Source organism: Cellulomonas sp. Marseille-Q8402, from assembly GCF_965119525.1.
In genome coordinates this window covers 1-16,018 of record NZ_CBCPLX010000002.1, presented here as the reverse complement: position 1 = coordinate 16,018, position 16,018 = coordinate 1, and the positions used below count along the sequence as shown (strand labels likewise).

Below are 16,018 nucleotides of genomic sequence, written 5' to 3'. Positions count from 1 at the left end.
GCGCTGCCGTCGCTCGTGCCCCGACCGGGGTCGGGCACGGGGGAGGCGGGTTCGGCGGCAGTCACGGCGCACCATTGTCGCTGCCGCGACGGGCGCACGCGATCCCGATTCGCCCAGGGCGATCACCCGCCCCGCCCCGCCCGCGCGCCCGCCCCGCGCGCGCCCCGCCCCGCCCCCCGCCCGCACGACGACGCCGAGGTAGTGCGACCCTGCCGAGGTAGTGCGGGATGTCGCACTACCTCGAGCGGGTCGCACTACCTCGGCGGTGGGGTCAGCGCACGAGGGCGTTCGAGATCGCGAGGTTGCCCGTGAGGCGGATGTCGTCGGAGGCCGCGCCCACCTTGACCTGGATGGTGCCGGTGGGGGTGCGCCACTCGTCGAGGTCGACGTCCCAGTAGGACAGCGACTCCGGGCTGAGCGTGACGGTGACGGCCTGGGTCTGGCCGGGTTCGAGCGTCACGGTGCCCCAGCCCGCCAGCGACACCGGCGCGCTGCTCACCCGGCGGGTGGGCAGGTTGCCGACGTAGACCTGGACCGTCTCGGTGCCGGCGCGGGCGCCGGTGTTCTGCACGTCGACGGTGGCCTGCAGCTGCGTGCCCTCGCCGTCCGGGTCCGGGACGGCCGCCGTCCGCAGGTTCGAGTAGGCGTACGACGTGTACGACAGCCCGTGCCCGAAGGCGTACTGCGGCTCGATGCCGCGCTCCGCGAAACCGCGGTAGCCGACGAAGATGCCCTCGCTGAACTGCTGGTCGAGGCCGTCGCCCGGGTACTGCGACGGGTCGCTCACCGGGGTGGACGCCTCGTCGACCGGGATGGTGATCGGCAGCCGGCCGGACGGGTTGACGTCGCCGAACAGGATGTTGGCGATCGCGGCGCCCTGCTCCTGCCCGCCGAACCAGTTGTGGAGGACCGCCGGGACGCCGGCGTCCCAGTCGGAGGTCTGCACGGCACCGCCCACCTCGAGGACGACGATCGTGCGCGGGTTGGCCGCGGCGACCTGCCGGATCAGCTCCGCCTGCCCGTTCGGCAGGTCGAGGCTCGGCTTGTCCCCGCCCTCGCTGGAGTAGTCCCGGACCACGACGACGGCGGCCTGGGCGGACCGGGCGGCCTGCGCGGCGGCCTGGACGCTCGCGGTGACGACCGGCTCCGGCGGGGTCCAGCCCAGCCGGAACGCGGCGCCGGCGTCGGTGCCGCCCGGGGAGTCGTTGGTGTACTCCGCCCGCAGGGCGTACGTCTGCCCGGCGGTGAGCTCGACCGGCGCGGTGGTCACGACCGCGGGGTCCCCGGCCGGCCCGGTGGTGATCACCGGCTGGTCGTCCAGGTAGACGGTGCTCGTGCCGTTGGTGGTGACGGCGAGCTCGTACGTCCCGGTGACCGGGGCGGTGAGCGTGCCGGTCCACCGGATCGACGCGTTGTGCTCGTTGTCCTGCGCCGGGAAGTGCGGCGACTGCGAGTTCAGGCCCTCGAACAGGTAGAACCCGCCGTTGATGCCGACGTAGGGCTCGGTCCGGTCGACCGCGGGGGTGCCGGACAGGTCGGCGCTGTCGAAGTACTCGACGCGCACGCCCGCGCCGTCGCCCAGGGCCGACGTGAGGAAGTCGGACGGGATCGGGTCGGGCCCCTGGAGCAGCGAGGCGGACGTGACCGGGTCGTTGCCCGGCGTGTGGGTGACGGTCACGCCGGCGCCGGCGCGGGCCTGGATGCCCTGCAGCGGGCTGACGGTCCGGGTCGGGTTCACCAGCGACGACCCGCCGCCCTGGACGACGACGTCGGCGTCGGCGCCGACGACGGCGATCGACCCCACGTTCGCGGCCAGCGGCAGCGCGCCCGCGTCGTTCTTCAGCAGCACCGACGCCCGCTCGGACATCGCCCGGGCGGTCGCGGAGTTCGCGTCCTCGGGCAGGGGCTGGATGCTCGGCGGGTTGTCGAACAGCCCGAGGGCGACCATCGGCCGCAGGATGCGGAGCACGGCGTCGTTCACCCGCGACACCGGGACCTGGCCGGCGCGCACGGCGTCGAGCAGGGGACCGCAGAAGTTGCAGGTGCCGGGGCCCTGCTCGGGCGTGAAGTTGCCCGGCATCTCCTGGTCGAGCCCGGCGAGGATCGCCGGGACGGTGTTCGGCGTGGCGCCGTAGTCGCTCATCACCCAGCCCTGGAAGCCGAGCTGCTGCTTGAGGATCTGGTTGATCAGCTCGTCGTTCGAGCAGGCCGGCGTGCCGTTCACCGCGTTGAAGGAGCACATCGCGGAGCCGGGGCGTCCGTCCTCCACCCCGATGGCGAACGGCCGGGTGTAGATCTCCTGCAGGGTGCGCTCGTCGATGACGACGTTGCCGCCGATCAGCCGGTTCTGCTCCTGCGTGTAGACGTTGTAGTGCTTGAGGTCGGCGATCACCGGGTTCTCCTGGATGCCGCGGACCTCGGCCGCGCCGAGGGTGCCGGACAGCAGCGGGTCCTCCCCGAACCCCTCGAACGCGCGACCGGCCTGGGCGACGCGGGCGATGTCGACGGCGGGCGAGAGCAGCACGTTGTGCCCCGTCCGGAACGCCTCGTCACCCGCCAGGCGGCCGTAGTCCTGCGCCAGCGTCGCGTCCCACGTGGCGGCGAGCGCCAGGGGCGACGGCAGCTGGGTGGACAGCTTCCCGTTCACGTCCGGGTTCGCGATCCGGACTCCGGCGGGACCGTCGGCCATGGTCAGCGCCGGGATCCCCAGCCGCTCGATCGGGCCGTTGTAGAACCCGAAGAAGTTGTTCAGCTCCCCGTGCAGCATGTTGACCTTCTCGTCCAAGGTCATCTGCCGCAGGATCGCGCGGGCCCGCGCGGTGTCGTCGGGCGACTCGTCCCACCAGAAGTCGGCGGGGAACGACTGGCCCTCCTGGAGGGCCTCGGCCACCGCGGTCTCCACCGCGGGGTCGTCCTCGGCGGCCGCGGCGGCGCCCACCGGGATCGTCAACGCCATCGCCGCGAGGACTGCGGGCACGCTCGCGCGCCGGAGAAGTGGATGCATCGGAACAACCCCCTGGGTCACGGGGAGCCGCCCAGCGTCGCTGCAGGTGCACTTCCCCCGGACGGCCCAGTAGGTCACCCGACCGGGTGACGGTCAAGGCGAGCGGGGGAGGTCGCGGGCGGGGCACGGCCCGGTGCGGGAGCGCTCCCCGGGGACGTGCGTGGCGCTGACCTCCGGCCCCGCAGCCGGGTCGCGGGTCACCGCGGTCCGGCGCCGCTCCGGAAATGACCTCGACGTGTCCAGGGCGCGGACGTACCGTCGTCAGCATGTGGATCTGAGCCGCCCCGAGTCCTGTCCCGACTCGTACCGAACCGCCCGCCGACCTGCGGCGCGACGCTCGGTGCTCCCTGGTGGTGATCTGCATGCCGGTACCCGGCACCCCCGCGGACCTGCACGTCCGCGAGTCCTCGACACCCGTCCTGCGCGGCACGGGCCTCTCGCGCGTCTTCGGCGACCGTCGGGTGCTCACGGACGTGAGCCTGGCCGTCGACCCCGGTCACCGGCTCGGCGTCGTCGGGGAGAACGGCGCCGGCAAGTCGACGCTGCTTCGGCTGCTCGCCGGGGCCGACCGGCCCGACGCGGGCGAGGTGCGCCGGCCGCAGGACCTGGCGTACCTGCACCAGGAGCCCCCGTTCGGTCCCGCCGCCACCCTGCGCGACGTGGTCGAGGACGCGCTGACCGCGGTCCGCGCGATCGCCGCGGAGCTGGAGCGGTCGGCGTCGGCGCTCGCCCTCGACGGTGCCGGCGCCGCGGCCGCGACCCGGTACGACGACGCCCTGGCGCGGGCGCAGGCCGCCGAGGTCTGGGACGCCGACGTCCGCGTGCAGCGGGTGCTCGCCGGGCTGGGCCTGGCCGACGTCGACCCGGACCGCCCGAGCGGCACCCTCTCGGGCGGGCAGCGGTCCCGGCTCGCGCTGGCGGCCGTGCTGGTGCGCCGGCCCGGTGCCGTGCTGCTGGACGAGCCGACCAACCACCTGGACGACGCCGCGGCCGAGTTCCTGGCTGCGGCGCTCACCGAGCTGCCCGGCGCCGTGGTGCTGGCGAGCCACGACCGCGTGTTCCTCGACGAGGTCTGCACCGAGGTGCTCGACCTGGACCCGGCGCTGGGCGCCCCGCGGGTGGTCGGCGGCCGGTTCGCCGACTACCGGGCGGCGCAGCAGGTCGCCCGGCGGCAGTGGCAGGAGCGGTGGGCCGCCGAGCGGGAGGAGGTCGCCGCGCTGCGGGTGGCGCTCGGCGGTGGCGGGACGGCGCGCGCGCTCGCTCCCGGCCGGGCGATGGCCGACCGCAACAAGATGGCCTACGGCCGCGCGGGCGACCGGGTCGAGCAGCAGGTGTCCCGCCGGGTGCGGGACGCGCGCCGGCGCCTGGACGAGCTCGAGGCCGCGCCGACCCCGCGGCCGCCGCGCGAGCTGCGGTTCCGCGGGACGATCACCGCGCCGGCCGGCCGCGACGGCATCGCCGTGGCGGTGCGCGACGCGGAGGTGCCCGGCCGCCTCGTGGTCGGCGCGCTCGACGTGCACCGGGACACCGCCCTGCTGGTGACGGGACCCAACGGCTCCGGCAAGTCGACGCTGCTGCACCTGCTGGCGGGCGACCTGACCCCGGCCCGGGGCACCGTGCACCGGGCCCGCGGCGTGCGGGTGGCCCTGCTGGAGCAGGACGTCGGCCTGACCGACGACGGCCGGACGCCGCGTGCGGTCTACGACCTGGTGACGGACGGTGCGCCCGACGCGGTGCCGCTCGTGGAGCTGGGGCTGGTCGCGCCCCGGGACGTGGACCGCCCGTTGCGGGAGCTCTCGGTCGGGCAGCGCCGCCGGGTGGTGCTCGCGCTGCTCGTGGCGCAGGCGCCCGACGTGCTGCTGCTGGACGAGCCGACCAACCACATCTCCCTGGCCCTGGCGGACGAGCTGGCCGAGGCGCTGCGGTCCGCGCCCGGTGCGGTGGTCGTCGCGTCGCACGACCGCTGGCTGCGGCGGACCTGGCACGGGGCGACCGCCGCGGTGGTCGGCGGCGGGCTCGTGTCGTAGCGCCCTCGTAGGGTGGCGGCCATGACGAGCACCCAGGGCGAGGGCGAGCGGCGCGCGGCGCAGGCGCTCGCGGACGCGGGCATCCCGCACACCATCACCCGGCACGGCCGCGTCGGGTCCCTGGCGGAGGCGGCCGCGGCCCGGGGCGTCGACCCCTCCGGCATCGTCAAGACGCTCGTGGTCCGGCGCGGCGAGGACGACTACCTGTTCGTCCTCGTTCCGGGCGACCGGGCGATCTCGTGGCCGAAGCTGCGCACGCTGCTCGGCGTGAGCCGGATGTCGATGCCCGACGCGGCGACCGCGAAGGACGTCACCGGGTACGAGCGCGGCACGATCACGCCGTTCGGCTCGCTGCGGGCCTGGCCGGTCGTGGCGGACGAGCGCGTCCCCGGACGCCCGGCGTCGATCGGCGGCGGCGGGCACGGGGTCGGCGCGACGGTCGACGGCGACGACCTGGTGCGCGCGCTCGGGGCGACGGTGGCGGACGTCACCGACCCGCTGCCCGAGGACGCGGCCTGACCGCGGAGGGGGAACGAAGCCCGGCACCGCGGCGTTGGGCCTGGTGAGCACGACGGCGTCCACCTGCCCGGACGCCGGCCCGCCGCCCGGCGCTCCGGGTGCGGCGGGGACGCCGGCGGTCCATGATCGGTCGGCCCCACGAGCAGCGAGAAGACGAGGACCGATGGACCTGATGGAGAACCCCGCGACCCCGGCCGGGGGCATCGGGGTGACCGCCGAGCGCGGGCGCACGGTCGTGCGGCTCTGGGGCGAGGTCGACGCCGCGCTGCGCGCCGAGGCCAGCCTGTCGATGGCCGAGGCGCTCGCGAGCACCGCGCCGGTCGTGGTCGACACGGCCGACGTGACGTTCATCGACTCGTCCGGCCTGGCGTTCATCCTGCAGCTGCACCTCGCCGCGACGGAGACCGGCCAGGCGCTGACGCTGCGGGACCCGGACCGCGAGGTGCTGTCCAAGCTGGAGATGCTCGGCATCGCGGACGAGCTCGCGCTGGAGCCCGAGACCGCCGTCGCCTGACGGTCGTCCACAGCCCCCGGGACGGGGGCGGGAGATGTCGGTCCCGGCGGCTACCGTCGAGGCATGCGGCTGCTCCACACCTCCGACTGGCACCTCGGCCGCACCCTGCACGGCGTCGACCTGACGGTGCACCAGCAGGCGTTCCTCGACCACCTGGTCGACGTCGTCCGCGAGGAGCGGGTGGACGCGGTGCTGGTCGCCGGCGACGTCTACGACCGGGCGATCCCGCCCGTCGAGTCGGTGGCCCAGCTGTCGGACGCGCTCCGGCGGCTCGCGGAGCACGCCGTGGTCGTGATCACGCCGGGCAACCACGACTCCGCGGTCCGGCTCGGGTTCGGTGCCGACCTCATGCAGGACCGCGTCCGGGTGCTCGCGCGGGTGGACGACGTGGGCCGGCCCGTGCGGCTGACCGGCGACGACGGCGACGTGCTCGTCTACGGGCTCCCGTACCTCGACCCCGACGCCGCGCGGCACACCCTCGCGGCACCGGGGGGCGACGGGCCGCTCGCCCGCTCGCACGCCGCCGTGCTCGGGGCCGCGATGGACCGGGTCCGCACCGACCTGGGGGCCCGGGTCGCCGCCGCGGTCGCGGACGGCCGGCCCGCGCCCCGGTCGGTCGTGCTGGCGCACGCGTTCGTCGTCGGCGGCGCCGCGAGCGAGTCCGAGCGCGACATCCGGGTCGGCGGGGTGGACCACGCCCCGGCCGCGGTGTTCGACGGCGTGGACTACGTGGCGCTCGGCCACCTGCACGGGCCGCAGCGGGTCGGGGACGGTGCCGGCGCGGCGGTGCTGCGGTACTCCGGCTCGCCGCTGGCGTACTCGTTCTCGGAGGCGCGGCAGGCCAAGTCCACGACCCTGGTGGACCTCGGCCCGTCCGGGGCGCCGTCGGTGCGGCTCGTCCCCGCCCCGGTGCCCCGCCGGCTGACCGACCTGACCGGCCCGCTGGAGGAGCTGCTCGGTGCCGCGGGCGACCCGCACGTCGAGGACTGGCTGCGCGTCACGGTGACCGACGCGCACCGGCCGACCGACCTCTACCGCCGGGTCCGCGGCCGGTTCCCGCACGCCCTCGTGGTGCAGCACCAGCCGCCCGCCCGCGAGGTGGGCCCGCGCGCCGCCGAGGTCACCGCCGCGCGCGACCCGCTCGAGGTCGCGGCCGAGTTCGTCGAGCACGTGAGCGGGGCCCGGCCCACCGACGCCGAGGCCGCCGTGCTGCGCCGGGCCTACGAGCACGCCGCGCAGGCGGAGCGGAGCGCCTGATGCGGCTGCACACGCTCACCATCCAGGCCGTCGGCCCGTTCGCGGGGACGCACACGGTCGACTTCGCCGCGCTGTCCGCCGGCGGGCTGTTCCTGCTGGAGGGCCCGACCGGCGCCGGGAAGTCGACGGTGATCGACGCCGTCGTGTTCGCGCTCTACGGCAAGGTCGCGTCCGCCGCGACCAGCGAGGACCGGCTGCGCTCCGCGTTCGCGTCCGACGACACCGAGACCGTCGTGGACCTGGTGTTCGAGACCGGGTCCGGGGTGTACCGGGTGCGCCGGACGCCGGCGTACGAGCGCGCGAAGCGCCGTGGCACCGGGCGGGCGCGGCAGCAGGCCACCGTGAAGCTCTGGCGGCTCACGGCGGTGCCGGACGGGCTGCACGACGGCGACGAGCCGGCAGGGGAGCTGCTGTCCACCCGGCTGGACGAGGCCGGCGCCGAGCTGACCCGGGTGGTCGGCCTCGACCGCGCCCAGTTCGTGCAGACGATGGTGCTCCCGCAGGGCGAGTTCGCGGCGTTCCTGCGGGCCGACCCCGAGCAGCGCCGCGGGCTGCTGCAGCGGATCTTCGGCACCGAGGTGTACGAGCGGGTGCAGCAGCGCCTGGACGAGCTGCGGCGCGAGGCGCAGCGCGCCACCGCGGACGCCCGGGCGGAGGTGCAGGAGTGCACCGCCCGGTTCGCCGGTGCCGCCGGGGCCGACCCGGACGCCGTGGCGGAGCTGCGGGCCGCGGCCGCGGAGGACGTCTCGGCGCTCGGCCCGCTGGTGCGGGCCCGGCTCGCGACGCTGCACCGCCAGGCGGAGGACGCGCGCGCGGCGGCGTCCCGGGCGTCGGCCCGGGTCACGGCCGCCCGCGCGGCGGCGGACGGCGCGGGGGCGCTGCTGCGGCTGGTCCGGCGCCGGGTGCAGCTCGAGGCGGAGCGCGCGCGGCTGGCCGAGGGCGCCGAGCAGCACGCCGCCGACGTCGCCCGGGTCGAGCGCGCCCGCCGCGCCGCCGTGGTGCGGCCGGTGCTGCGCGGGCTGGACGACGCGCGCAGCACGCTGGCCGGCGCCGAGAAGGAGCTGCGCGCCGCGCTGGACGGCGCCCCCCGCGGGCTCGCCCCGGCGGACGTCGACGCCGCGCTCGCCGACCCCGCCCTGCCGACGGCGCTCGGCACCGCGCGGGACGCCAGCACGGCGCTGGTCGCGACCCTCGGCCGGGTGGTGGCGCTCGAGCGCGGGCTGCCCGCACGCGAGCGGGACCGCGACCGGCTGCGCGAGGTGCAGGCCACCCGGACGCGCACGATGGCCGAGGCGGACGACCTGCTCGCCGTGCGGCCCGAGGGGCGGGCCGTCCTCGTCGAGGCGCTGGACGCCGCGGCGGAGCTCGCCGCGACGGTCCCCGCCCGGGCGCGGGACCTCGCCGACGCCGAGGCGGTGCTGACCGCCGTGCGCGAGCTGGCCGCGGCCGAGGCCGCGCTCGCCGCCGCCGTGGACGCCCGCAGCACCGCGGCCCGGGCGGCGCGCGAGGCCGTCGCGGAGGAGGCGCGCCTGCGCACCGCCCGGCTGGACGGGTTCGCCGGGGAGCTGGCCGCGGCGCTGGTCGCCGGCGAGCCGTGCCCGGTCTGCGGCGGCACCGAGCACCCCCGGCCCGCGTCCCTGCACGCCGACCACGTCCGCGAGGAGGACGTCGCGCTGGCGGAGCAGCGCCGCGCCGCCGCGGAGGACGCGGTGCAGGAGGCCGACGCCCGGGTGGTCGGGCGGACCGAGCGGTGCGCGGCGCTGCGGGAGCGCACCGGTGGCCTGCGCGCCGACCAGGCGGAGCTCGCGGCCTCGGCGGTCGACGGCTGCCGGTCGGCGCTGTCCGCGGCGGAGGCGGCGGAGGCGGCGCGCGAGCGCGCCCGGGCCGACATCGCCGAGCACGACCGCGCCACCGAGGACCTGCGGTTCACCCGGGCGGCGATCGGTGAGGAGCACACCGCTGCGGGCCACGCCCTGGCCCGCGCCGACGAGGAGCTCGCCCGCGACCGCGCCGAGGTCGAGGGCGCGCGCGACGGCCACCCGACGGTGCTGGCCCGGCAGGGCGCGGAGCAGGCGCGCGTGGACGCCGCCGACGCGGTGCTCGCCGCGCTGGACCGGCGGACCGCGGCCGCCCGCTCCGTCGCCGACCGCACCGGCGAGCTCGCCGCGGTGCTGGCCGAGCAGGACGTGGCCGGCGAGGACGAGGCGCGCGCCGCGATCGCCGAGGCCGAGGGGGTCGCCGCGGTCGAGCGGGCGGTGGACGCGTACCGGACCGCGGTGGCCCGCGTCGAGCAGGGCCTGCGGGACCCCGAGCTGGCGGACCTCGCGGCCGGCGACCCCGAGGCGCTGGCCGCCGAGGTGGCCGCCCTGGACGAGGAGCTCACCGCGGCGGTCGCCGCCGCCGACGCGGCCGGGGCGGTGCTCGGGTCGGTGCGCGACCGCGCCGACCGCGCCGCCGACGCCGCCGCGCACGTCACCGCGGCCGCGTCCGCGCTGGCCGTCGCCGAGTCGGACGCCGCCCCGGTGAGCCGGATGGCGCGGCTCGCCGGGGGCGCCGACGCCGACAACGCGCGCGCGCTGTCGCTGGCGACGTACGTGCTGGTGCGGCGGTTCGAGGACGTCGTGGCCGCCGCCAACGGCCGGCTGCGCGAGATGTCCGACGGCCGGTACGAGCTGGAGCGCAGCGACGAGCGCGAGGACGTCCGCAGCCGCCGGACTGGCCTGGCGATGCGCGTCGTCGACCACACGACGGGTGCCGCCCGCGACCCCCGCACGCTGTCCGGCGGCGAGACGTTCTACGTCTCGCTGTGCCTGGCGCTCGGCATGGCGGACGTCGTCACCGCCGAGGCGGGCGGCGTCGAGCTCGGCACGCTGTTCATCGACGAGGGGTTCGGCACGCTCGACCCGCACACCCTGGACGCCGTGCTGGGCGAGCTCGGCCGCCTCCGCGCGGGCGGCCGGGTGGTGGGCGTGGTCTCGCACGTGGAGGCGCTCAAGCAAGCGGTCGCGGAGCGGATCGAGGTGCGGCGCCGCGGGGACGGATCGAGCACGCTGACGGTGGTCGCGGGCTGACGCCGGTCACCAGGTCCAGCCCCGGGCGGCGAGCTCGACCTCCTCGCGCATCCGCTCCCACGGGTCCCCCTTCGGGCGAGGCAGCACCTCGACGTCGGCGAGCCGGCAGGCGTCCGCCAGCAGCGCGTCGTAGGCGAGCTGGCTGGCGATGATCCGCTCGGCGCGCGCCCACGCGTGCGCGTCCTCCTCGAGCCGCTGCAGGTGCTGCGTCACGATGCTGAGGCGCATCTGCACGTGCAGCGCGTCGAAGGGGTCGGGCTCCGGGATGCGCCGGCCGTGCCGCACGTGCGCGGCGACCCGGTCCAGCAGCGCCGCCACGCGCGCCCGGCGCCGGTCCCGGGCCGCACGCCGCCGCGGCGACGACTCCGCCCCGGGGATCAGCCGGAGCACGATGCCGAACGCGACCGACGGCAACGCCATCCACAGCAGCAGGGACCACATCATCGGAGCACCTCGTGCACCAGACTAGGTCCGGTATGTGACCCACGCCACACCCGTGGCGCCTCGGACCGCAACCCGTGCCGCCCCGGTGGTGCCCGGATCCTCAGGGTGCCGGGCCCCGGCGGCTCCGGGGTGGTTCAGGGGACGGCCAGGGTGCTCACCGATGCCTGCCGGGGGTGCCCGCGCGGGACGATCGGCAGGTTCGAAGCGGTGCGGGCAGGATCTGACGGGACGAGGGACATGACCATCGACGACGCGACGCCGATCGCGAGTGCACGCGGTCTGGTGAAGACGTACGGCACGGGCGGGACGGCGGTGCACGCGCTCGCCGGCGTGGACGTGGACTTCGCCCGCGGGGAGCTCACGGCGATCATGGGCCCGTCCGGGTCCGGCAAGTCGACGCTGATGCACTGCATGGCCGGGCTCGACCGGTCCGACGCGGGCACGGTCGTGGTCGACGGTCTCCAGGTCAGCGGCATGAACGAGCGGCACCTGACGCGGCTGCGCCGGGACCGGCTCGGCTTCGTGTTCCAGGCGTTCAACCTGGTGCCCACCCTCACCGCGCTGGAGAACATCACGCTGCCGCTCGACATCGCGCGGCGGCCGGTGGACCGGGCGCACCTCGACGCGGTGGTGCACGCGGTGGGCCTCGCCGACCGTCTGCACCACAAGCCCGCCGAGCTGTCCGGTGGGCAGCAGCAGCGGGTCGCCTGCGCCCGCGCCCTGGTGTCGCGGCCCGCCGTCGTCTTCGCGGACGAGCCGACGGGCAACCTCGACTCCACGTCGTCGGGCGAGGTGCTGGGCTTCCTGCGCCGCTCCGTGGACGAGCTCGGGCAGTCGGTGGTCATGGTCACCCACGACCCCACCGCCGCCTCCTACGCGCACCGCGTGCTGTTCCTCGCGGACGGCTCCCTGGTCGGCGAGCTCGCCGACCCGACGCCTGACACGGTGCTCGCCGCGCTGGCCGCGCTGCGACCCGTCGCGGTCTGATGGGCCGGGTGGCGCTGCGCGGGATCCGCGCGCACCTGGTCCGCTTCGTGCTGTCGCTGCTGGCCGTGGCCCTGGGCGTCGCGTTCGTGGCCGGCACCTTCTCGCTGCGGACGATGATGTCGAGCACCTTCGACGGCATCGTCGACGTCGCCGCGCCGGCCGACGCCTACCTGCGGCCCGCCCAGACCGGCGGCACCACCGCGCTCGACGAGAACGCCGTCACCGGCACCGTCCCGCGCGAGCTCGCCGCGCAGGTAGCGGAGCTGGACGGCGTCGCGCACGCCGTCCCGGAGGTGCAGGGAGCCATCGTGCTGGTCGGCGCCGACGGCACCGCCGTGCAGAGCACCCAGGCGCCGAGCATGGCGTTCCCCTACGTCACGGACGACCCGGCGATCGACGTGGTCGCCGGCCGCGGGCCGGAGCGCGCGGACGAGGTCGCGCTGGAGTCGGCCACGCTCGAGTCCTCGGGCCTGGCGCTCGGCGACACGACGACGGCGGTCCTCGGCGGCGTGGTCGGCGAGGTCACGGTGGTGGGCGAGGTCGACATGGGCGGCCCCATGGCCGGCGCGACGATCGTGCTGGTCGAGCCGGAGACGGCCTACGCGCTGTTCGCCCCGGACGGCGGCGTCGCCGACATCGCCGTGTACGCCGCGGACGGCACCACGCCCGAGCAGCTCGTCGAGCGGCTCGTGGCGCTGGCACCCGCGGACGCCGAGGCGGTCACCGGCGCCGAGCTGCGGGCGGAGAGCAAGGCCGCGATCGACGACATGCTCGGCTTCATCACGACGTTCCTGCTCGTGTTCGCCGCCATCGCGCTGTTCGTGGGCGCGTTCATCATCTCCAACACCTTCGCCATGTCGGTCCGGCAGCGGATGCGCGAGCTCGCGCTGCTGCGCGCCGTCGGCGCCTCGCCGGCGCAGGTGTTCAGCTCGATCCTCGTGCAGGCCGCCGTCGTCGGCCTGGTCGGCTCGGCGCTGGGCCTCGCCGGCGGGCTCGGGCTGGTGACCGGGCTGAAGGCCGTGTTCGAGTCGATGGGCATGGACCTGGCCGGGGACATCCCGGTCGACGCCACCACGATCGGGGTCTCCCTGGTCGTCGGCACGGTCGTCAGCGTGGTCGCCGCGGCCGTCCCGGCCCGGCGCGCGGCGCTGATCCCGCCCGTCGAGGCCATGCGCGACGACGTGACGGTGCCCGAGCGGTCGATGCGCGTGCGGGCCGTGGCCGGGCTGCTGGTCGCGGGTGCCGGTGTCGCCGGGGTCGCCGCGGCGGCGCTGAACCCGGAGGCCGGCAGCGCCGACACCGCGCTGGGGGCCGGGGCCGCCGCCGTGCTGCTCGGCACCCTGATGCTCGCGCCCAGCATGGCGCGGGCGGTCATCGGGGTGCTCGCCTGGCCGTTCGTCCGGCTGCTGAAGCCGGTCGGCCGGCTGGCCCGCGGCAACGTGGTCCGCAACCCGCGGCGCACCGCCAGCACCGCCGGTGCGCTCATGATCGGCATGGCGCTGGTCGGCGCCGTCTCGGTGATCGCGGTGTCGGCGCAGCAGTCGGTGGCCGGGGTCGTCGAGTCCCAGACGCACGCGGACCTGGTGCTGCAGTCGGCCACGTTCGACGTCCCGCGGGGGGCCGTCGCCGACGTCACCGCCCTGCCGGAGGTCGCCGAGACGGACGCCATCACGTTCGCGCCGATGCAGGTCGGGGCGCCCGGGGCCGAGGCCGGCCTCCAGTACGTGGCGGGGGTGCCGACGGACATCTTCGGGCGGTCGGTCGAGGCCGACACGGTCGACGGCGACCTCGGGTCGCTCGCCGACGGCGAGGCCGCGGTGCAGGAGGCGGCGGCGGACGCCGACGGCTGGGCGGTCGGCGACACCCTCCTCGTCGCCTCGGCCGGCGGGCCCCGCGAGCTGACCGTCGGGGCCGTGTTCTCCAGCAACGTGCTCGGGTCGCAGGTCGTCGTGGCGCAGGACGTGCTCGACGGCCTGGTGCCGGCCGAGCAGCAGGTCGTCGACACGGTCCTCGTCACCGCGGCGCCCGGGACCGACGTCGGCGACCTGAAGGCGGCCGTCGCGTCCGCGGTCTCGCCCTACGTGGTGGTCTCCGTGCTGACGCGCGACGAGTTCGTGTCGAACATCGCGGACCAGGTGAACCAGGTGCTGGTGATCCTGTACGCGCTGCTCGGGCTGTCCGTGGTCATCGCGGTGCTGGGCATCGTCAACACCCTCGCGCTGTCCGTCATCGAGCGGACCCGGGAGATCGGCCTGCTGCGCGCGGTGGGGCTCGGCCGGCTGCAGCTGGCGGGGACCGTGGTCGTGGAGTCGGTGCTGACCGCCGTCTTCGGGACCGTGGTGGGCCTGGTGGTGGGCGTCGCGCTCGCCGCCACCCTGCCCACGGTGTACGCCGACTCCGGGCTCTCCGAGCTGGTGATCCCGTGGGGCAGCCTCGGCGCGATGCTCGCGCTCGCCGTGGTGGTCGGCGTGCTGGCGGCGCTGTGGCCCGCCGCCCGGGCCGCCCGGATGAAGGTGCTCGACGCCGTCAGCTACGAGTGAGGACCCACCCGTCCGGGCCGGCGAGCGCGTCGGCCCGGGCGGGACCCCACGAGCCGGGCTCGTACGGCTCGGGGTCCGGGCGGTCGGGACCCAGCAGCGGCGCGAACGCGGCGAACGCGGCCCGCAGCCCGTCGGGCGTCGTGAACAGCGTCCGGTCGCCGACCAGGACGTCGTGCAGCAGCGAGGCGTACGGCGCCAGCGGGTCGCCCGGCTCCACGTCGTCCAGCTGCAGGGACGCCGTCCCCGTCGCGAGCCGGAGGTCGGGGCCCGGCTGCTTCACGGTCGTCGTGATGTCGATCTTGCCGTCGCCGGCCAGCGACACGCTGACCCGCCCCGGCCCGGCCGGCTCGCCGAACAGCTCGTCCGGCGTCCGCAGCACCAGCGTCACCCGCTGCGCCGAGGCCGCCATGCGCTTGCCCGTGCGCAGCAGGAACGGGACGCCGCGCCAGCGGTCGTTGTCCACCCAGAGCCGGGCGGCGACGAACGTGTCGGTCGTCGAGTCGTCCGCGATGCCCTCGATGTCCCGGTAGCCCGCGAACTGGCCGAGCACCACGTCCTGCGCCGGGTCGAGCGGGCGGAAGCAGTCGACGACGTGCTCGCGCGCCACGGCCAGGTGGGCGGCGTCCATCCGCGCCGGCGGCTCCATCGCGACCTCGGCCGCCACCTGGAACAGGTGCGTGACCAGCATGTCGAGGGCCGCGCCGGTCTCGTCGTAGAAGTCCGCGCGGTCCGCGACGTCGAGGGTCTCGGGGACGTCGATCTGCACCTGCGCGACGTGCTCCCGGCTCCACACCCCGCCGAACAGCTCGTTGGCGAACCGCAGCACGTGCAGGTTCTGGGTCGCCTCCTTGCCGAGGAAGTGGTCGATCCGGAACACCTGGTCCTCGTCGAGCACCTCGTGCACCAGGGCGTCGAGCTCCTCGAACGACTCCGGGGACGTCCCGTACGGCTTCTCGTAGACGACCCGGACGCCCTCCGTCAGGCCGTGGGCACGCAGTGCGCGGGTGGTCGGTGCGAAGGCCGACGGCGGCACCGCCAGGTAGTGCACGACCGTCACGTCGCCGTCGTCCCCGCCCAGCTCTCCGGTGGCGTCGCGGATCGCGTCGACGAGCTGCCCCGGGTCGTCCTCGCTGAACGTCGACGCGTACCGGACGTGCCCGTCCAGCGCGCCCGCGTGGTCCGGGTCGCCGTGCTCGCGCAGCGCGTTCCGCACCAGGTCCGCGTACTCGTCGTCGGAGACCTCCTTGCGGCCGGCGCCGATGACGAGCCAGCGCTCCGGGAGCAGGCCGCCGGCGGCGAGCTCGGCGAGGCCCGGGTAGACCATGCGCTGAGCGAGGTCGCCGCGGCCGCCGTGCAGGACCAGCAGCACGGGGGAGCCGGGGGTCGTCGGGTCGGTGGACGGTGCCGTGTCGGTCACGCGGGTCCTCTCAGAGGGCCGGGGGGTCGGTGCGCTCGGCGTGCCGGGCCGGTGGCGGCGTGGCGGGGGCGGCCGGGGCGGGCCGCCCCCCCCCCCCGAAAACCCCCCCCGGGTGTTCGGCGGTGCCCCCCCCCCACCCGGAGACGGAGCCCCGGCGGCCGCCGCCGGGGGGGGGGCCCTTCTTCAGGTTCGCCCCCAAGCCCGTGCCGGGCGGGGCGAGGCCCGGCAACCCCTCGTC

At 76.5% G+C, this 16,018-nt stretch carries 10 protein-coding genes; 7 read left to right on the top strand and 3 right to left on the bottom strand.

All coding sequences use genetic code 11. The features are described from left to right. Positions 1 to 271 precede the first annotated feature (271 nt). Positions 272 to 2,977, bottom strand: a complete 2,706-nt coding sequence (locus ACWPWW_RS11170; RefSeq protein WP_454050454.1) for a glycoside hydrolase family 3 protein — start codon at positions 2,975 to 2,977, stop codon at positions 272 to 274. Positions 2,978 to 3,366: 389 nt separating this feature from the next. Between ACWPWW_RS11170 and ACWPWW_RS11165 the strand changes: the two genes are divergently transcribed. From ACWPWW_RS11165 to ACWPWW_RS11145, 5 genes are all read left to right on the top strand, one after another. Beyond that, a complete protein-coding gene (locus tag ACWPWW_RS11165) occupies positions 3,367 to 5,031 on the top strand; it encodes an ABC-F family ATP-binding cassette domain-containing protein (protein ID WP_454050453.1) in 1,665 nt (554 codons plus the stop codon). A gap of 21 nt (positions 5,032 to 5,052) precedes the next feature. Then, positions 5,053 to 5,550, top strand: a complete 498-nt coding sequence (locus tag ACWPWW_RS11160) for an aminoacyl-tRNA deacylase (RefSeq protein ID WP_454050452.1) — start codon at positions 5,053 to 5,055, stop codon at positions 5,548 to 5,550. A 163-nt stretch (positions 5,551 to 5,713) separates the two neighbouring features. Continuing rightward, positions 5,714 to 6,064 (top strand): STAS domain-containing protein, encoded by a 351-nt coding sequence (locus ACWPWW_RS11155; protein ID WP_454050451.1) that lies wholly within the window; start codon positions 5,714 to 5,716, stop codon positions 6,062 to 6,064. A gap of 63 nt (positions 6,065 to 6,127) precedes the next feature. Next, complete coding sequence (locus ACWPWW_RS11150) at positions 6,128 to 7,321, top strand: exonuclease SbcCD subunit D (RefSeq protein WP_454050450.1); 1,194 nt, start codon at positions 6,128 to 6,130, stop codon at positions 7,319 to 7,321. Then, positions 7,321 to 10,392 carry an AAA family ATPase gene (locus ACWPWW_RS11145; protein WP_454050449.1) on the top strand — a complete coding sequence of 1,024 codons (3,072 nt, stop codon included), beginning with the start codon at positions 7,321 to 7,323 and terminating at the stop codon, positions 10,390 to 10,392. The genes ACWPWW_RS11150 and ACWPWW_RS11145 overlap by 1 nt, the downstream gene beginning before the upstream one ends. Positions 10,393 to 10,398: 6 nt before the next feature. On the opposite strand, the gene ACWPWW_RS11140 is transcribed toward ACWPWW_RS11145, so the two are convergent. Then, positions 10,399 to 10,836 (bottom strand): hypothetical protein, encoded by a 438-nt coding sequence (locus tag ACWPWW_RS11140; protein ID WP_454050448.1) that lies wholly within the window; start codon positions 10,834 to 10,836, stop codon positions 10,399 to 10,401. Between the two features lie 237 nt (positions 10,837 to 11,073). Between ACWPWW_RS11140 and ACWPWW_RS11135 the strand changes: the two genes are divergently transcribed. Continuing rightward, entirely contained in the window at positions 11,074 to 11,823 is a 750-nt protein-coding gene (locus tag ACWPWW_RS11135; RefSeq protein WP_454050447.1) for an ABC transporter ATP-binding protein, read from the top strand. Continuing rightward, on the top strand, positions 11,823 to 14,363 hold the full coding sequence (locus ACWPWW_RS11130) for an ABC transporter permease (RefSeq protein WP_454050446.1): 2,541 nt from the start codon (positions 11,823 to 11,825) through the stop codon (positions 14,361 to 14,363). Before ACWPWW_RS11135 ends, ACWPWW_RS11130 begins: the two co-directional genes overlap by 1 nt. Here the strand turns inward: ACWPWW_RS11130 and ACWPWW_RS11125 are convergent. Continuing rightward, a complete protein-coding gene (locus ACWPWW_RS11125) occupies positions 14,350 to 15,780 on the bottom strand; it encodes a glucose-6-phosphate dehydrogenase (RefSeq protein WP_454050445.1) in 1,431 nt (476 codons plus the stop codon). The two genes, ACWPWW_RS11130 and ACWPWW_RS11125, sit on opposite strands and share 14 nt — an antisense overlap. Between the last annotated feature and the right edge of the window lie 238 nt (positions 15,781 to 16,018).

Coding starts and splice junctions, on each gene's coding strand:
- ACWPWW_RS11135 (WP_454050447.1), top strand. CDS start 11,074: ATGACCATCGACGACGCGACGCCGATCGCGAGTGCACGCGGTCTGGTG.
- ACWPWW_RS11130 (WP_454050446.1), top strand. CDS start 11,823: ATGGGCCGGGTGGCGCTGCGCGGGATCCGCGCGCACCTGGTCCGCTTC.
- ACWPWW_RS11150 (WP_454050450.1), top strand. CDS start 6,128: ATGCGGCTGCTCCACACCTCCGACTGGCACCTCGGCCGCACCCTGCAC.
- ACWPWW_RS11140 (WP_454050448.1), bottom strand. CDS start 10,836: ATGATGTGGTCCCTGCTGCTGTGGATGGCGTTGCCGTCGGTCGCGTTC.
- ACWPWW_RS11165 (WP_454050453.1), top strand. CDS start 3,367: ATGCCGGTACCCGGCACCCCCGCGGACCTGCACGTCCGCGAGTCCTCG.
- ACWPWW_RS11145 (WP_454050449.1), top strand. CDS start 7,321: ATGCGGCTGCACACGCTCACCATCCAGGCCGTCGGCCCGTTCGCGGGG.
- ACWPWW_RS11155 (WP_454050451.1), top strand. CDS start 5,714: ATGGACCTGATGGAGAACCCCGCGACCCCGGCCGGGGGCATCGGGGTG.
- ACWPWW_RS11160 (WP_454050452.1), top strand. CDS start 5,053: ATGACGAGCACCCAGGGCGAGGGCGAGCGGCGCGCGGCGCAGGCGCTC.